Source organism: Peptoniphilus equinus (assembly GCF_027921445.1).
GTDB lineage: Bacteria > Bacillota > Clostridia > Tissierellales > Peptoniphilaceae > Peptoniphilus > Peptoniphilus equinus.
This window is the reverse complement of record NZ_CP115667.1, coordinates 1,430,539-1,446,240: the sequence shown is the minus strand read 5'-3', so window position 1 is coordinate 1,446,240 and position 15,702 is coordinate 1,430,539. Positions and strand designations below refer to the sequence as shown.

Here is a 15,702-nt window from a genome sequence, read left to right as displayed (position 1 = left end):
GTATAAAGGAGTAGGTGAGATGAACAATACGCTGCTGATCAATGAGATCAATCCCGACAAACGACAGGAAGCACATGACGTCTTCTTTTTAATTGGTGATATGGATCAACATACCGGCGTCTTACTGGATACATTTAATGCGGTGGATTCCAAGTATTACGGGAAGGGAAAATTGAAGCACAACGGCCTCAGCCTGCGCATTGAAACATGGTGTATTCCGGAAGTCATCGAAACTATAGTCAACTTAAACATTGAACTCTTTGGGGTCTACGAACTTTATGGACTCGACTGAGAGTTAACGGAGGGAGAAAATTATGGAAAATCTGGTACAAGGACTCAACACACAGTTTAACTTTGAAATCGAAAGCGCATATATCTACTTAGCTATGTCGTCATACTGCAAAGCTCAAGGTATGGACGGCTTCGCACACTTTATGTATCATCAAGCTAAAGAAGAAATGGAACACGCTCATAAATTCTATGAGTTCCTTCACGACACTGATAACGAACCGACACTGGAAGCTATTGCAAAACCGGAAGTGAACGGAGGCGCGTTCATCAACATCTTCCAACAAGCTTACGAACACGAACAAGAAGTTACCCGTCGCATTCGTGAACTGTACAAGAAAGCTCAAGACGACGACAACTTTGAAACCCTTGAATTCCTCGGTTGGTTCATCAAAGAACAAGTTGAAGAAGAAGACAACTTCAGAGGCATTTTGGAACGTCTCGAACGCATCGGCGAAAGCTGGAGCGGTCTTTATATCTACGACCGTGAACTCGGCCAACGCTAAAGAAGCCATCAAACTCCCTTTGGGGAGTTTTTTTGTACATAAAAACACTCGGTTCGTGGATTGTCCATAAGCGTAAGACGGATCCATGAACTGTGGATAACGGTTGGCGAAAACAACATGACATACCGAGTACGAGGTGAAGCGTCCAAAGTACTCGGTATTTTCTTGCAAAAAATGGACAGGACCTGTCATAGCATTCACCGCACGGTAAGGATGTTGTCAGCGACAGGTAACTTTTACCGCTCCGGCCGATATATAAGTAAAGGAGGTGAGAACATGGACAACGCCAAAGTCAGACTCGTATATGCCGACGGCACCACCACAACAGGTGCCACACGCACCGCATCCCGGACCTACTCCGGACTCAATCCTCAGGCCGCAGAAGCACATATCCAGGATATGGTCGTCGCATTAAACGCCATCACACAAAGTCCGGCGCTGAAAACCTACAAAATTGTAGAGACAGAAATCCCGGAAAAGATTGAAGCTTAAGAGCACAGTCAGCACAAGGACAAACCACCGTAACTTAAAAATTATCTAATTGAAAGGAGATACCATGGCAACGACCAACACACTGGAAGTCATCTTCCTCGATGAAGCAGGCGATACCAAACGTTTCAGCTTCAACGATCCGAAATCCGATATCACCGCAGAACACGTCCAAGCATTCGGTCAATCCGTTATCACCACCGAGCTCTTTCAAAGCCCGGAAGGCGATGCCATGACCCAAGTGAAGCGTGCCTACGTGAGATCCGTCACCGAACGTGATCTCATTGAAGACGTCACCGCCTGACAAAAGGCTGGGACACAGTAAACAGTATGGAAGAAAGGTGAGAACGCTATGGACGAACTGATCAGCCTGGTAGGCAATGTCGGCTTTCCCATCGCCGTCAGCTGCTACCTGCTTATACGCGTGGAAAAGCGCATCATCGAACTCACACACTGCATCCAAACCTTAAGTGCCAACATCAGTCACTTGAGCTAGGATGCTTTTTGTATGCCCGGAAAGGTTACCACAGGGCACACATCATCGGGCATAGTTTGTCAATCGAGTCAGTGTCACACATAATACGGTCTACAACGTTAGCGAGGTAACAGCTCTGTAACACAACTGTAATTTTACTTTGCTTTGGATGGTGTATAATGAAGATAATGAGGAACAATGACAATTAAATATTATCCATAAGACACTTATGTGACGATGCGAATAATGTTTACTTGTCACCTCAGAGACTGTGCGTTCACACAGTCGGCAAAAGTTTAAGACTTTTGTAGGTCTACAAAATTTTTAAGGAGGTCGAAAGACAAGATGAACAAGAAACTTCTTTCCCTAGTACTGACACTAGTTATGGTACTGGGCACATTCACATCTGTCTTCGCAGCCGAAACAACAACTGAAGAAAAAGTTGAGAAAGTAGTTGGAAAAGACAACAAAATCCAATACGTTATCGACAAAAAATTAGTTGAAGGTTACGAAGATGGTTCTTATCAATTAGATAAGACAATCACCAGAGCAGAAATCACCAAACTGTTAGCATTAGCCAACGGTCACGAAGACCTGTCCAAAAAACTTCAAGGTTCTATCAACATCTACTCCGACGTTGATGCAACCCACTGGGCAAACGGCGTGATCACTGTAGGTACCACCGTACCATCAGCAGCCAACGGACTGGCAATGCTCCAAGGTTATCCAGATGGATCCTTCAAACCAGAAAACAACGTCACCTATGCAGAACTTGCAAAAATGCTCGTCGTACTGGTTAAAGAAGACCTCACCGCAGACATGGCCAAAACAGCCAACGCAAACTGGGCCGGTCAATGGTTAACATGGGCAACCCAACTTGGTATTCTTGACGACGTAACTGTAACTGATGCTAACGCAGCAGCAACACGTGGCGATGCATTCACCATGGTATACAACGCACTGTACAAACTCGTCAACTTCAGAAGAGTTCCAGTAGATGCTAAGCTCGGCGTACTTTCCGCACTTAGAAACAACAAACTCACCCTGAACCAAGATGACAAACAAACTTACACCGTAACTACCGACACCGTATTCGTACAAGCTAACGGCGCAAGCAAGACCAACATGATCAAAGTTAAAGACATCACCAACCCAGATTACTACCTTGGATCTTTAGTTCGCGTACTTGTTAACGACAAAAACGAAGTAACACACATCCTTGAACTGGGTAACCCAGAGTTCATGGCTCTTGGCGCAGATGTCAACACCGTACAAGACGGCAACAGCCGTTGGGAAGGTGTAGCTGATGCAACCGTATCAACTGAAGCGCTTGAAGTAGGAACTTTAGACAAATACAACGCAGATGCACTTACTAGCTATGCAACCATCAAATTCAACGACAACAACACTAAAGCCAATGCTATTACATTTGTAAGCCCTAACTATGGTACCGTTGAATTAAAAGTTAACGATGACACTCGTGTATTCGTAGCTAACCCTTACAACAACCAAATGAGAGAAGTTGAAGACTTAGCAGCAGCAGTAGCCCTGATCGGTTTCCAAAACTATGACGAATACAAGATTCCAAACGTCTATGCAGGATATGACACCAATGGCTACGAAGGCGTTATCCAAGGCTTCAACACCAACGGACAAACTGCAAAAGTTATCGTGTTCAACACAGTAACCAAAGCAAAAGGAAGCGAATTATACCGCGTTATTAACGAAACCAACTACAACTACGGCGTAACCCTTGAAAAAGCAAACGGCGAACTCGTAGATGCTAACGTTATGACCAACCTGTCCGTATTCCCATACAACTACAACAATAAATTTGATATCGTTGAAGTCACTTATTCCGCAGCAAACGGCACTGATGAATACGGTATGGTTCTTGATCACAGCGACGTTAACAAGCACCCAATCGTAAGAGTAGTTGATCTTAAAGATGACGGCCGCACCCTTCAAGTCGTTGACGAACACGGTTTCCAAACCATCGTAAACCTTGACGATGCCGACATCTTCTCAGCCATCAGATTCGACAAACTCGAAGCAGGCACCGTAATCCAACTTGGTGCAAACGAAGGCAACAACGTACCGAAAGTCGTATCCATCCTTCCAAGAGATACTCACCTTGACGGTGCACTCCAAAACAACTGGACCGCATTCCAAGGCAACACTTATGTAGGTAAAGTGCTTAGCGTCAAAGATGAAGATGCGAATACAGCGCTGGTAACCATTGATGTGTACAACAACGCATTCGACGTTGATGATTCTCACCACATTGAAAATTACTATGTAGCAAAAGACGATGCAAAACTTCTCGTTAACTTCGTAGATGTACAAGTTATCTTCTCCGTAGACAATATGTCCGGCCTTTATGGCAAAGTATTGGCTACCAACTTCCGAGTTAACGATGGCACTCACGATGGTGAAGGAACTCCTATCGAAGTAGCAGCAGTTGCAGAAGCTAAAGCAGCTTTCAACGAAGCAGCAGCCAACGAAGTTACAGCACTTAACGCAGATCCAGCTGTTGCTGGTAAAGTAGCTTTCGCGTTCGATGCTAATTCACCGGAAGTAGCAACCATGACCATCACTGGCGGCACTGCTGCTGATGCTGAGGCATTAGTAACCGCAGGTATTGCACATTTACAAAAGCTTTACGAAGCAGGTATTCAATCTTTCACTGTTGGTGGAAAGACTATCGTAGCTCCAAACACTGACGTAAATGAAATTTCTGCCGCCATTCTTTCTGTAGTTGCAAATGGTGCTACCGTTCCGGTAGAGTACACTTATGATAAAGACGGCGTATCCTTTACAGCAACCGTTAACGTTAACGTGGTTGTAGCTAATTCTGGCAACTAAAGCTTGATAAGTTAAACAAAAAAGAAAGAGAGCAATCTCTTTCTTTTTTTATGTCTGAAAATTATAGAGTCTGATGGTCGAGAGCTATGGTAAGGTTTTGTCCCGGAGTGGGATCATCAGTGTTACTTTTTAACGCATCATTGAGAAGTGACGTTACAGACATGTCATACCGCGGGAATCTTTGGGATAGCTTGTTCAGGTTCTTTTCAAGATGTCAAGCAGCTTTTCCCTTTGGGGTTAGTTGAGAAAGGCTGTATCACAGTGTATAATATAGGCGTATATTGTGTCATTTTTGAGATGAATTAGCTGGCGATAAATAACGCAAAATTACAGGAGGTATATCATGGACAAACGGGTAGGCAAAGTAGCTCTGGCCCTTGTATTATTAGGCGGCACCGTCACGCCTGCCTTAGCACAGGAGATGACCGTGCCAAGGGACAATGTAAAAATCCAATGGCTGGTGGATAAGGGATGGGTCATTGGACGCGGGGATGTCGGCTATGAGCTGGATAAAACCATCACCCGTGCCGAGTTCACCAAGATGATTGTCGTCGGGGAAAACTTGGAAGCGTCCGCCGAGACTAAAAAGGTGTCTGCATCCAAGTTTACTGACGTCGACACAACCTACTGGGCCAATGGTTATATCAACGCCGCTGTGGAAAAAGGTTTTATAAAAGGCTATGAAGACGGCACTTTTAGACCGGACGACAAGATTAAGTACAGCGAAATTCTCGCCATGTTGTCTCGTCTGCACCCGGCTTTTAAAGAAGTCACTACTGTAGAACCGTGGTATGCACCCTATGTCACTTTCAGTAAAGCAAACGGCATTCTGGAAGGCGTGGACATTCCAAACCAAGACTACACCCTGGATGGACTCCGTGAAGAAACCTTTGAGCTTATCTATAATCTGTACCACAACCGTAAAGTGGAGGTAGCGAAGAAGACCACTGTCACCACACCGGCACCGGTCTACCGTTGGGTGTCTGCGCCGGGAAGATGGGAAGTGGGGAACATCGTGCCGCCGCACGCTGACTATCACCGAGTGAATTTCTATGTGGACGGCAGTCTCTACAGCACCCAAACGACACGAGAGTATGTCACTGCACCGAAAAGCCCTGTTAAATCTGGCAAGACATTTATCGGCTGGGTGGACAGCTTGGGAAGTAGGTTCAATTTTACCGCGCCTGTCTATAGGGACATCAACCTCTATGCCCGTTTTGAAGAGACGGTTCAACCGGTTGAGAGCTACTATGTCAATTTCAACACTGCCGGCGGCTCTGCGGTAAATGGCTTGTGGGTCACAAAAGGACAGACTGTGGCACGACCTGCCGATCCGACTCGACCAGGCTATACTTTCTTAGGTTGGACATTAAACGGTGACATGTATCGTTTTAATACACCGGTCTACAGCAACATGACTTTGACGGCCAGTTGGACGAAAGATCCGGTAGTTGATCCTGTGGTCAACCACACCGTGACCTATGACTATAATGGCGGGACAGGAACGATGACGACAGAAACCGTCGAAGACGGGAAGTTTGCTACACTGCCGACGCCGACTACGGCACCGACGGGTCCTGACGGTAACGCCCTCACCTTTGAGGGATGGTATGACGGAGAGACGCGCTACACGAAAGACATGCCGGTAGCTCGGGATATGACCTTAAAGGCAACGTGGAGCATGGCGGCGGCACCACTGGAACCGGCTGATCCCATTGTGGTCAACCACACCGTGACCTATGACTATAATGGCGGGACAGGGACGATGACAAAAGAAACCGTAGAGGACGGGAAGTTTGCTACACTGCCGACGCCGATCACGACACCGACGGATCCTAACGGCAACGCCCTCACCTTTGAGGGATGGTATGACGGAGAGACGCGCTACACGAAAGACATGCCGGTAGCTCGGGATATGACCTTGAAGGCAACGTGGAGCATGGCGGCGGCATTAATAGAACCGGCTGATCCTATTGTGGTCAACCACACTGTGACCTATGACTATAATGGCGGAACAGGAACGATGACGACAGAAACCGTCGAAGATGGCAAGTTTGCCACACTGCCGACGCCGACCACGGCACCGACGGATCCTGACGGCAACGCCCTCACCTTTGAGGGATGGTATGACGGAGAGACGCGCTATACGAAAGACATGCCGGTAGATCGGGATATGACCTTGAAGGCAACGTGGAGCATGGCGGCGGCATCACTGGAACCGGCTGATCCTATTGTGGTCAACCACACTGTGACCTATGACTATAATGGCGGGACAGGGACGATGACGACAGAAACCGTCGAAGACGGCAAGTTTGCCACACTGCCGACGCCGACTACGGCACCGACGGGTCCTGACGGTAACGCCCTCACCTTTGAGGGATGGTATGACGGAGAGACGCGCTACACGAAAGACATGCCGGTAGCTCGGGATATGACCTTGAAGGCAACGTGGAGCATGGCGGCGGCATTAATAGAACCGGCTATGGAAAAACGTACGGTGACCTTTGATACCGATGGCGGGACAGCCGTTGAGCCTGTGACAGTGACGCAGGGTGAGGTTGCCGAGGCACCGACGGCGCCGACCAAAACAGGTTTTACGTTCGCTGGATGGACATTACAGGGTGAAGCCTATGATTTTACCGCACCGATCAATGACAATATCACTTTGACAGCTCAATGGGTGAAAGACCCTGAGCAGTGGGCAACGGTCACCTTTAAGACCTTTGACTTTGCAGAGCCTGTTGCGGCGGTGGAAGTGCTTAAAGGACAGGCCTTAGGCACCAATCCGTCCGTCACGTTAAAGTATGATGAGATGGATACGTTTAAAGGGTGGACGACAGGCGGCGATGCACCGCTCAAGACCGATGTATCTCAAGACGTCGTCAACGGGAACACGGAATATGTGGGTATCTTCAGTCGCGATGTGTTGTTGACCTTAGCTGATGGCGAGACACTAAACCCTATTGCAGATCAGCAAGATCTGTATTCCGGGATTGAATTGTTATCCGGCATGGACGGCACGCTCACCTCTCGGCCGCTAACGGACGATGAAAAAACGGAACTTATCAGCCATATTCCGTATGGCTATAAGTTGTCAACTGCAGCCTGGGCAAGTAATTTAAATACTTTCGAAATTACCCGCCGAGATGGAACGGAGACTATGCCGACGGTGCCTGTGGTACTGGTTTATGTAGATAAGTTTTTAGAATTCACCGCGACATTTAACACAGATGGTGGCACGCCGCAACCGAAGGACCAAACGATTCGCGAAGGAGGCAGCTTTACACGTCCTCAAGATCCTCAAAAAGAGGGCTTTACCTTCTTAGAGTGGCGGGTATCAGGGGAAACTAAAGCCTTTGATTTCGCTACGCCACCGAAGACCGGCGTCAATTTGGTTGCCATCTACAAAGAAAATCCTGTCGATCCGACACTCATGAGCGATGCGGACAAGACAGCGATTGATCAGGCCTTTGAAACACTTATGGCGGCAACGGTTAAAGCTGTCAACGGCAATGCGAAAAATGTGTATTATCACGTCGATTACACGGCAGGCAAGCCGGGACACTATGACGTGGCGATTAATCCTGAACACGGTGATGTATATATTACCAAGACCGTTTCTGAGCGCGCAGGATTGCCTACAGCGATGGTGAATTTTATCACGGCGGGACACTGGAAACGGGGCGACGTGCCGGAAACTTTGTCCAAGGTGAAAGTGACAAATGTGAACGACGTGTCGAAGTCGCGGTTTATTGAGCGGGAGGATCTTGTCCGACTGAGTAAAGGCGAGCTGTCTGCGGCCGCGGGGATTTTGAAATACTTCTTACCGGAGACTCCGCAATTTTTAAAAGAGCTTCCGGGCAATGAGGTTCAAATTGATTACTACTATGTCAAAGACGGCAAGACCTATATCAAAACGGACATTGTTACCTTCACTGACGACTATAAGTAAAAGATCATGTATCAAGAGACCTGAAAGGGTCTCTTTTTTTATATGTGACCGTGTATAACGGAGCGAGTGCAGGGTGCTTGACAAAACGAACGTATATTCGTAAAATAAGAATAGAACAAACGTTTTATCTATATTATTTGAAAGGAGTGCTTATGACCTACGAATCGTTTGAACGTATTTTAGAGACTGTGATGGCGTGTCCCACCCATGAGGCGCAGATGGCGCTGATTCTTGCGGTGAAGCCGCTGATCCTCGCCCAGATGCAGCGGTACTGTCCGGTGAGCTCGGAGTATGAGGATTTGTTTCACGACGGATGTGTGGTGGTACTGGAGTGCTTGCGGCGCTACGACCCCAAGAAGGGGAGGTTTTTAAATTTGATTAAGAACTATCTTCGCTATTACTATTTGGAAACTTTTCGCTACCTGAGTGTGAAGACCGCCCGGGAGACCTCAAAGGACGGTGCGTTGGAGCGCATTGCCGACGAGGCGGATGTGACAGAGGGACTCTTTAGCGAGGAGACAGGAAAGGCGCTTCGAGAGGCACTTCAAAGACTGACAGTGCGGGAGCGGGAGGTGGTGCTCTACTACTATCGAGACGGCTTGTCTCACAAGGCTATCGGTGAGCGACTGGGTCTTGCGCCGCGCACGGTGATTAACGCCAAAGCGAGAGCTCTTAAAAAACTGAAAACTGAACTTATGTGATGGGACGTGAACGTCCTTCGGCGATCCTCGGTAGACCGAGGTTTTTTTATGCCTTAAATCTAAACACGCAAAAAAACGACGGCCGAGCCGTCGCTGTGTCGATTGTCCCGTGTCAGTGGGAGTGTGCTGTGCGCTTTTTCAATTTACCTTTGATGATGGCGACGATGTCGCGGATCTCACGTACGCCGAGGACGTAGAGCAACACGCCGTAAAGGATGGCGGCAAGCCCGACCACGACGACGAGTATCACCAGTTGGATGAGAGTACGGGCGGCACCGCCGTCCATCATCGGTCGGAGCATGGCTTCGATGGGATAGTAGGAGAGGGCAAAGAGACCCATGGCGCCGGCGGCGAGCAGAGATTTGACCAGTGCTCGCACGTAGGACGTGGCGCCGAGGTTTCCGATTTTCCTTCGAAGGAGGACAAAAGAGATGAGGACGGCCACGGTGGTGGCAATGCTCACACTGGCGGCGAGACCCCGTGTGCCGAAGCGGTGGGCCACGGCGAGGTTTAAGGCGATGTTGAGTACCACGTTAATCAGTCCGACAAGAAACGGCGTGCGGGTATCCGAAATGGAATAGTAGACCCGGTTCAGGACGTTGGAGACGGAGATGGAGATGAGCGCCAGGGTATAAAACTGCAAGGTGGCAGTGGTGTCGATGGCGTTTTGCTCGGTAAAGGCGCCGTGGAGAAAGGCGATCTCCACAATCGGGCGCGCCAGCACAATCATCCCCACTGTGGCGGGCACGGTGAGAAAGAGGACGGCTTTGACGGCGGCATTCATTACCCGTTTGCCTTGGAGGGCGTTGCCGGAGCTGAATGCGCGGGACATGGTGGGGAAGATGATGGCGGTGATGGCGGTGATGAAGATACCGAGGATCATCAAATTCATCTTGTTGGCGTAGTTGAGGACGGAGACGGAGCCTTCCACCATGGTGGCGGCGAGCTTGCGGTTGACAATGACGTTTATGTCGTTGACTGCGGTGCTCATGAGGACGGGAATGGCGAGCCACAGAGCTTCCAGAACGAATTTGTCCTTGATGTCAAAGACAGCTTTAGGGCGATAGCCGCTTTTGACGGCATCGGGCATGAGAAAGAGAATCTGAGCGACGACACCGAGGACGGAGGCGACGGTCAGACCTTTGACGCCAAACTGTGACATGAAGAGCAAATAGACGATGTAGCAGATGTTTAACGGTATGGCGATGCCGCCGGCGGCTGCAAATTTGTCGTTATATTGTAGGTAGCCTGTAAAGACACCGACAATGGCGGAAAAGACCACCACCGGCATACCGAGACGAATCAGTTCGATAACCATGGTGTAGACGTCCATCTTTTCTCGGGTGGAGACGAGGATGGCAAGCTGGGGTGCAAACAGTATGCCGAGTCCCACGACGATAAGAGAGATCACGGATGCCAAAAGGAGCATGTTGTTGGTGAAGATGTTTTGCTGGGCGGAGCCTTTTTCCTTTTCCGCCTTGGTGAGGGCGGGGATAAAGGTGGTGGCGATGGCGGCGGTGATCAGCGCAGAGATGATACTCGTTGCGGACTGAGCGGCCACGAAGGCATCGGTGGCGTGGGTCGCGCCGTAGACGCCGGCCTGCAGCGTTTCACGGGCGAACCCCATGAGTTTTCCTATCAGTGAAAAGACCACAATGGCCAGTGTGGACTTGGCAAGTCGTTTTGTATTTTCCATGGTTAACCTCCAGAGGACAGTTTACTTCTTAGATAAGGTAAAGTCAATAACGACGGTGCGTCCGAGGACTATCCTAGCCAAAACTTAACTATTTCAGCGTCAAGCACTTTAGTGTACAATAGATTCATAGCAAGGGAAGAAAGGAGTACATTAAAAGGAGTACATTAGATGAAGTATTCGCATTTAATAAAAAAGGTGTGGCCGTATTTTTATACCTACCGGCATATTTTGGTGATTGATTTGATTGCGGCGGCCTTTACCACGGCAAGTGAGATGGCGTTGCCGCTGATTCTTCGCCGCATGACGGATGTGGCGCTGGATCCGGCGCAAGTGCTCACCTACAGCGTGGTGATTCGCCTGGGCTTACTCTTTGCGGGACTTAAGCTCATTGAAATGGTGGCGTCTTTTTACATGGCAAGCATTGGGCACATTATGGGGGCGCGGATTGAGACGGATATGCGCTCGGATGTCTATCTGCACCTTCAAACCATGAGTGACGCCTACTACAACGAGACGAAGGTCGGCGTGCTCATGAGCCGTATCACCAACGACCTCTTTGATATTACGGAGTTTGCCCATCACTGTCCGGAGGAGTATTTTATCGGACTGATTAAGATTCTCTTTTCCTTCGCGGTGCTGATTCGGGTCAATGTACCGTTGACGCTGATTATTTTTGTGATGATTCCCTTTATGATCGTTGCCGCGTCCAAGTATCGCGGCGGCATGAAACGGGCGCAAAAGGAACAGAAGGTCCAGGTGGGGGATTTAAACTCCAGCATCGAGGAGTCGCTCCTCGGGGTGAAAGTGGTGAAGAGCTTTGCCAATGAAGAGGTGGAGTCGGCGAAGTTTAATCGAGAGAACTATAAGCTTCTCGGCGTGAAGCGCAAGTATTACCGTTTTATGGCAGGATTCAATGTCATTAACCGCGGTTTTGACGGCCTGATGTTTATCGTGGTGATTTTCCTTGGCGGTCATTTTCTGGTGACGGATCAAATCTCCACCGGCGACATGATGGCTTACACGTTGTATGTGAGCTCGCTTCTTGCCACCGTGCGGCGCATTGTCGAGTTTACCGAGCAGTTCCAACGTGGCATGACGGGGATTGAACGGTTCAGCGAAATTATGGCGACGGAGTCGGACATTGTCGATGCCGAGGATGCCGTGTCGTTGTCCGATGTGCTCGGGCGGATTGTCTTTGACCATGTGGACTTTAAGTACGAGCGGGACACGGACTATGTGCTCAAAGACTTCAATCTCACTGTAGAACCCGGAGCGAATCTTGCCATTGTGGGGCCGAGCGGCTCGGGCAAGACGACCATCTGCAATCTCATTCCCCGGTTCTACGACGTCAATGGGGGGACGGTGTCGGTGGACGGCGTGGATGTGCGTCAGGTACAGCTCAAGTCCCTTCGGGAAAATATCGGGATTATGCAGCAGGACGTGTATCTCTTCTCCGGCAGTGTCCTTGAAAACATTCGCTACGGTCGGCCTGAGGCGCCGGATGAGGATGTCTACGCCGCGGCGCGCATGGCAGGGGCGTTTGACTTTATTATGGACTTGCCGAACGGCTTTGACACCTATGTCGGCGAGCGGGGTGTGAAGCTGAGCGGCGGACAGAAACAGCGTATCAGCATTGCCCGGGTGTTTTTAAAGAATCCGCCGATTTTGATTTTAGACGAAGCGACGTCGGCTTTGGACAACAAGAGTGAGGCCATTGTCCAGGCGTCCCTTGAAGAGCTCACCAAGGGCCGCACCACCATCACCATTGCCCACCGTCTGAGCACGGTACAACATGCCGATGAGATTTTGGTCATGAAGGATCGGGCGATTATTGAGCGAGGGACCCATAGAGACCTGATGGCACGACGGGGTTATTACTTCGATCTCTATACAAAGGGCGGCAGTTTATTGGAATAAAAAAGCTCACAGTCGGCTGTGTGCTCGTAAGACAGTAATTCAAAAAATTACTAATTTTGCGGCATCTGTCGAACAGGATTGGGAAACAAACGAACATACGGCATTCAGCTTCGGCTGAGTGCCGTTGTTTGTTTTTGGGGCGAAATACCCTGTTTTTGCGCTATGTATGGCAGGGATAGTGAAACGAGTGAAATAATTGCCGTTTGCGTGGTAAAGTCCCTACAAAACAGCGAATCACACCATAATGAACCCCGTTCGTCAGAAAGTGTGAATGCTTGCAGTTTCGTGAGCAAACCCACCAAGCCGTTAAGTTGATAGTGGTTTGTTTCGATGCAGAGTACACCACCCCTCGAAAAACCGCCCAATCGTCCTTGGTTCATAGAAAAGTTATACTTTAATGCGATAAATTTTGATGAGCCTATTGAAAAATGACACACCTTCGTGCTACAATGTGTGTACACACAACGAATGTAGATGGAGGTTAGGCAGATGAAAAAATTATTGTCTTGTGCGTTCAATATGGATAGCGGTTGCGTGGAGTTGAAGTTCAATGATGGCAGTATGATTGCCATTAACTGCACCGCCGTGGAAAACGAAATCGCTGACAATATGTATCAGCGGTCAGAGCTTGATTATCTTATCTACAATGACCCGTTAATGACCCGTTGGCGTATGCCGACCTCGTTTTGAACGGAGACCCAGAGGCATATCTCAAATCAGTCACCGAGTACAATTCTTTGGATTAAGACTATACGATACCCAAAGAGGAGAAAGAATTTAGAGGTTAACAATGAATTACATCATCAAACCAATGCAGACTGTTGATGAGATTGACGGAAAAGGCTATGTTCACTATAAATCTTGGCAAGAAACCTAATTATTGGGATAAGGTGAATCAATGAACATACAACAGTTTTGGTCTGACATTCTCGCACAGAGAGCAGACGAGATAAGAGAATATTTCCACGCCGATGCCTATGTGAATTGGCATTGCTCCAATGAGAATTTCACGGTAGATGAATTTATAAGAGCCAACTGCGAGTATCCCGGCGATTGGGATGGCGAGGTTGAAAAGATCGTCACGACGGACGATATGATTATCACTGCAACACAGGTATATCCGAAAGATCGCTCCCCTTCTTTCCACGTTACCTCCTTCATCAAGCTCAAAGACGATAAGATCGTTGCTATGGACGAGTATTGGGCAGACGATGGCGAAGCTCCGAAGTGGCGGCAAGATATGAAGATTGGAAGAAAAATAACCGCATCATATAAGTGAGGGTAACACTTATGCCAGATAACAGAAATCGCAAACGACCGATACAGGTAAAGTTCTTTGTAGATGAAAAAGAGCAAGCTCTGATAAAAAAGAAAATGGAACAGGCGGGCATTGAGAATATGAGTGCCTATATCCGCAAAATGGTAATTGACGGATACGTTGTAAAATTGGATATGCCCGAACTTCGTGAGCTGACACTTAGAATGAAAAGCATCTCCAACAGCGAAAACCAAATTGCCAAGCGTGTCAATTCCACCGGCAATATTTACGAAGAAGATATTGAAGAAATCAAAAAGAACCAGGAAGAAATTTATGAGGGAATCCGAAAAATCCTTATATCACTCTCCAAAATAAAGTGATGTTCAGCTCCGCAAGAGCGTAGCCGATTTTGAAAAAATCGTTAAAGGGTTTGGGATGTTGCCCAACAAGATTTTGCAAAAGGCAGCACCGCTGAAATTTGCAAAATGCACGATGTGTGTCCACACGTGCCCTGCTTGCTAAGGATGTTCGCATCTTAGCAAGCAAATCGGAGATTTTCAATTTTTCGCAAAATCGGCAAAGCTGGATTTTGCAAAAAATCGCAGAGTGTACATACACCTGCTGTGCTTGCTATTCTCCGTTTCCCCATAATGGCAAGTGCCATTTCCTTAAATGGAAATCGGCGGCAACCGCCGCCTTGTCTGCCCAAAAGCGAAACGGATGGACGCTGTCAATGGCGGCGAAGCCGTTCATCTTGACCATTGACGGCGGTCGGCGGTTTTGCTATCCCAACGTTATTTTGAATGAAACGAATCGAAGCGAAGGAGGAAGAAAGTCATGCACAAAATATTTGGAGTTAAATGCGAGGACGCCTATGTTGACAGGAAGGGTGCGTATATTATTCCGTTTAATAATGGCAAACTCGGTGTTGTGCAAACATCAAAGGGTTTCTTTTTCCTTGGCGGCGGCATTGATGAAAATGAAACTGACAATGAGTGTATTCAAAGAGAGTGTTTAGAGGAAGCAGGCTGTTCTGTCGTTGTCAAAGAGTTTGTATGTTCCGCTGAAGCATATATTGAGCATCCTGTAATTGAACACTTCCACCCGATTCAGAATTATTACGCTGGCGAGATAATACAGAAAGACCAAGAACCGATGGAAACCGACCACAAATTAGTTTGGTTGTCCTACGAGGAACTAAAAGGTAGCCGGTACGCTCGATGACGAGAAGTTCGCTATGATGAGCAAGAACTACACACAGGAACAAAAAGACCTCAAGGCTGAGGTCAGAAGTCTGCAACAGGTTATTGAAGAACAGGAACGACAGGCAGATAATTTAGAGCAGTTTATCCAAAGGGTAAAACGAAACAGCGACCTCACGGAGCTGAACCCCTACGCCCTCAGAGAGCTTGTTAAGGCTGTTTATGTTGAAGCACCCGACAAGTCCACCGGCAAGAGGAAACAGAAGATTCATATCTCCTATGACCTCATAGGCTTCATCCCCGTGGATGTACTGCTAAAAGCGGAACAGGTATGACCGAAATCATACCTGTTC

The 15,702-nt window shown here is 48.2% G+C and carries 16 protein-coding genes; 15 read left to right on the top strand and 1 reads right to left on the bottom strand.

Annotation, left to right across the window (positions count from 1 at the left end; all coding sequences use genetic code 11):
- The first annotated feature begins 19 nt into the window (after positions 1 to 19).
- The 8 genes from O6R05_RS07055 (at position 20) to O6R05_RS07020 (ending at position 9,276) form a co-directional block, all read left to right on the top strand.
- Positions 20 to 292 carry a hypothetical protein gene (locus tag O6R05_RS07055; RefSeq protein WP_271191285.1) on the top strand — a complete coding sequence of 91 codons (273 nt, stop codon included), beginning with the start codon at positions 20 to 22 and terminating at the stop codon, positions 290 to 292.
- Between the two features lie 22 nt (positions 293 to 314).
- Complete coding sequence (locus tag O6R05_RS07050; RefSeq protein WP_271191284.1) at positions 315 to 794, top strand: ferritin; 480 nt, start codon at positions 315 to 317, stop codon at positions 792 to 794.
- Positions 795 to 1,070: 276 nt separating this feature from the next.
- Positions 1,071 to 1,286, top strand: a complete 216-nt coding sequence (locus O6R05_RS07045; protein WP_271191283.1) for a DUF1659 domain-containing protein — start codon at positions 1,071 to 1,073, stop codon at positions 1,284 to 1,286.
- 64 nt (positions 1,287 to 1,350) lie between these two features.
- Positions 1,351 to 1,587 (top strand): DUF2922 domain-containing protein, encoded by a 237-nt coding sequence (locus tag O6R05_RS07040; protein WP_271191282.1) that lies wholly within the window; start codon positions 1,351 to 1,353, stop codon positions 1,585 to 1,587.
- A 48-nt stretch (positions 1,588 to 1,635) separates the two neighbouring features.
- A complete protein-coding gene (locus O6R05_RS07035) occupies positions 1,636 to 1,779 on the top strand; it encodes a YvrJ family protein (protein WP_271191281.1) in 144 nt (47 codons plus the stop codon).
- 324 nt (positions 1,780 to 2,103) lie between these two features.
- Positions 2,104 to 4,623, top strand: coding sequence for an S-layer homology domain-containing protein (locus O6R05_RS07030; protein ID WP_271191280.1), 2,520 nt, complete (start codon positions 2,104 to 2,106; stop codon positions 4,621 to 4,623).
- Positions 4,624 to 4,966: 343 nt separating this feature from the next.
- Positions 4,967 to 8,575: an InlB B-repeat-containing protein gene (locus tag O6R05_RS07025; RefSeq protein WP_271191279.1), complete on the top strand. Its 3,609-nt coding sequence runs from the start codon at positions 4,967 to 4,969 to the stop codon at positions 8,573 to 8,575.
- A 152-nt stretch (positions 8,576 to 8,727) separates the two neighbouring features.
- A complete protein-coding gene (locus tag O6R05_RS07020) occupies positions 8,728 to 9,276 on the top strand; it encodes a sigma-70 family RNA polymerase sigma factor (RefSeq protein WP_271191278.1) in 549 nt (182 codons plus the stop codon).
- 112 nt (positions 9,277 to 9,388) lie between these two features.
- Here the strand turns inward: O6R05_RS07020 and murJ are convergent, their stop codons facing one another.
- Entirely contained in the window at positions 9,389 to 10,972 is a 1,584-nt protein-coding gene (gene murJ / locus O6R05_RS07015; RefSeq protein WP_271191277.1) for a murein biosynthesis integral membrane protein MurJ, read from the bottom strand.
- A gap of 168 nt (positions 10,973 to 11,140) precedes the next feature.
- Between murJ and O6R05_RS07010 the strand changes: the two genes are divergently transcribed.
- The 7 genes from O6R05_RS07010 (at position 11,141) to O6R05_RS06985 (ending at position 15,684) form a co-directional block, all read left to right on the top strand.
- Positions 11,141 to 12,889 carry an ABC transporter ATP-binding protein gene (locus O6R05_RS07010; RefSeq protein WP_271191276.1) on the top strand — a complete coding sequence of 583 codons (1,749 nt, stop codon included), beginning with the start codon at positions 11,141 to 11,143 and terminating at the stop codon, positions 12,887 to 12,889.
- Between the two features lie 519 nt (positions 12,890 to 13,408).
- Positions 13,409 to 13,579: a DUF6061 family protein gene (locus O6R05_RS07005; protein WP_271191275.1), complete on the top strand. Its 171-nt coding sequence runs from the start codon at positions 13,409 to 13,411 to the stop codon at positions 13,577 to 13,579.
- Positions 13,555 to 13,635: a DUF6061 family protein gene (locus tag O6R05_RS08320; protein WP_449301152.1), complete on the top strand. Its 81-nt coding sequence runs from the start codon at positions 13,555 to 13,557 to the stop codon at positions 13,633 to 13,635. The genes O6R05_RS07005 and O6R05_RS08320 overlap by 25 nt, the downstream gene beginning before the upstream one ends.
- 152 nt (positions 13,636 to 13,787) lie before the next feature.
- Positions 13,788 to 14,168 (top strand): nuclear transport factor 2 family protein, encoded by a 381-nt coding sequence (locus O6R05_RS07000; RefSeq protein WP_271191274.1) that lies wholly within the window; start codon positions 13,788 to 13,790, stop codon positions 14,166 to 14,168.
- Between the two features lie 11 nt (positions 14,169 to 14,179).
- Positions 14,180 to 14,527 (top strand): plasmid mobilization protein, encoded by a 348-nt coding sequence (locus O6R05_RS06995; RefSeq protein ID WP_271191273.1) that lies wholly within the window; start codon positions 14,180 to 14,182, stop codon positions 14,525 to 14,527.
- 457 nt (positions 14,528 to 14,984) lie between these two features.
- The gene (locus O6R05_RS06990) at positions 14,985 to 15,371 is read left to right on the top strand and encodes an NUDIX domain-containing protein (RefSeq protein ID WP_271191272.1); all 387 of its coding nucleotides are present in this window, start codon (positions 14,985 to 14,987) and stop codon (positions 15,369 to 15,371) included.
- 13 nt (positions 15,372 to 15,384) lie between these two features.
- Positions 15,385 to 15,684: a DUF4368 domain-containing protein gene (locus O6R05_RS06985; RefSeq protein ID WP_271191271.1), complete on the top strand. Its 300-nt coding sequence runs from the start codon at positions 15,385 to 15,387 to the stop codon at positions 15,682 to 15,684.
- Positions 15,685 to 15,702: the final 18 nt, after the last annotated feature.

Excerpts from the sequence above, each read along its gene's own strand:
- O6R05_RS07055 (WP_271191285.1), top strand. The coding sequence starts at position 20 with ATGAACAATACGCTGCTGATCAATGAGATCAATCCCGACAAACGACAG.
- O6R05_RS07025 (WP_271191279.1), top strand. The coding sequence starts at position 4,967 with ATGGACAAACGGGTAGGCAAAGTAGCTCTGGCCCTTGTATTATTAGGC.
- murJ (WP_271191277.1), bottom strand. The coding sequence starts at position 10,972 with ATGGAAAATACAAAACGACTTGCCAAGTCCACACTGGCCATTGTGGTC.
- O6R05_RS06985 (WP_271191271.1), top strand. The coding sequence starts at position 15,385 with ATGATGAGCAAGAACTACACACAGGAACAAAAAGACCTCAAGGCTGAG.
- O6R05_RS07030 (WP_271191280.1), top strand. The coding sequence starts at position 2,104 with ATGAACAAGAAACTTCTTTCCCTAGTACTGACACTAGTTATGGTACTG.
- O6R05_RS07035 (WP_271191281.1), top strand. The coding sequence starts at position 1,636 with ATGGACGAACTGATCAGCCTGGTAGGCAATGTCGGCTTTCCCATCGCC.
- O6R05_RS07010 (WP_271191276.1), top strand. The coding sequence starts at position 11,141 with ATGAAGTATTCGCATTTAATAAAAAAGGTGTGGCCGTATTTTTATACC.
- O6R05_RS07005 (WP_271191275.1), top strand. The coding sequence starts at position 13,409 with ATGGATAGCGGTTGCGTGGAGTTGAAGTTCAATGATGGCAGTATGATT.
- O6R05_RS07050 (WP_271191284.1), top strand. The coding sequence starts at position 315 with ATGGAAAATCTGGTACAAGGACTCAACACACAGTTTAACTTTGAAATC.
- O6R05_RS06995 (WP_271191273.1), top strand. The coding sequence starts at position 14,180 with ATGCCAGATAACAGAAATCGCAAACGACCGATACAGGTAAAGTTCTTT.
- O6R05_RS06990 (WP_271191272.1), top strand. The coding sequence starts at position 14,985 with ATGCACAAAATATTTGGAGTTAAATGCGAGGACGCCTATGTTGACAGG.
- O6R05_RS07000 (WP_271191274.1), top strand. The coding sequence starts at position 13,788 with ATGAACATACAACAGTTTTGGTCTGACATTCTCGCACAGAGAGCAGAC.
- O6R05_RS07020 (WP_271191278.1), top strand. The coding sequence starts at position 8,728 with ATGACCTACGAATCGTTTGAACGTATTTTAGAGACTGTGATGGCGTGT.
- O6R05_RS07045 (WP_271191283.1), top strand. The coding sequence starts at position 1,071 with ATGGACAACGCCAAAGTCAGACTCGTATATGCCGACGGCACCACCACA.
- O6R05_RS07040 (WP_271191282.1), top strand. The coding sequence starts at position 1,351 with ATGGCAACGACCAACACACTGGAAGTCATCTTCCTCGATGAAGCAGGC.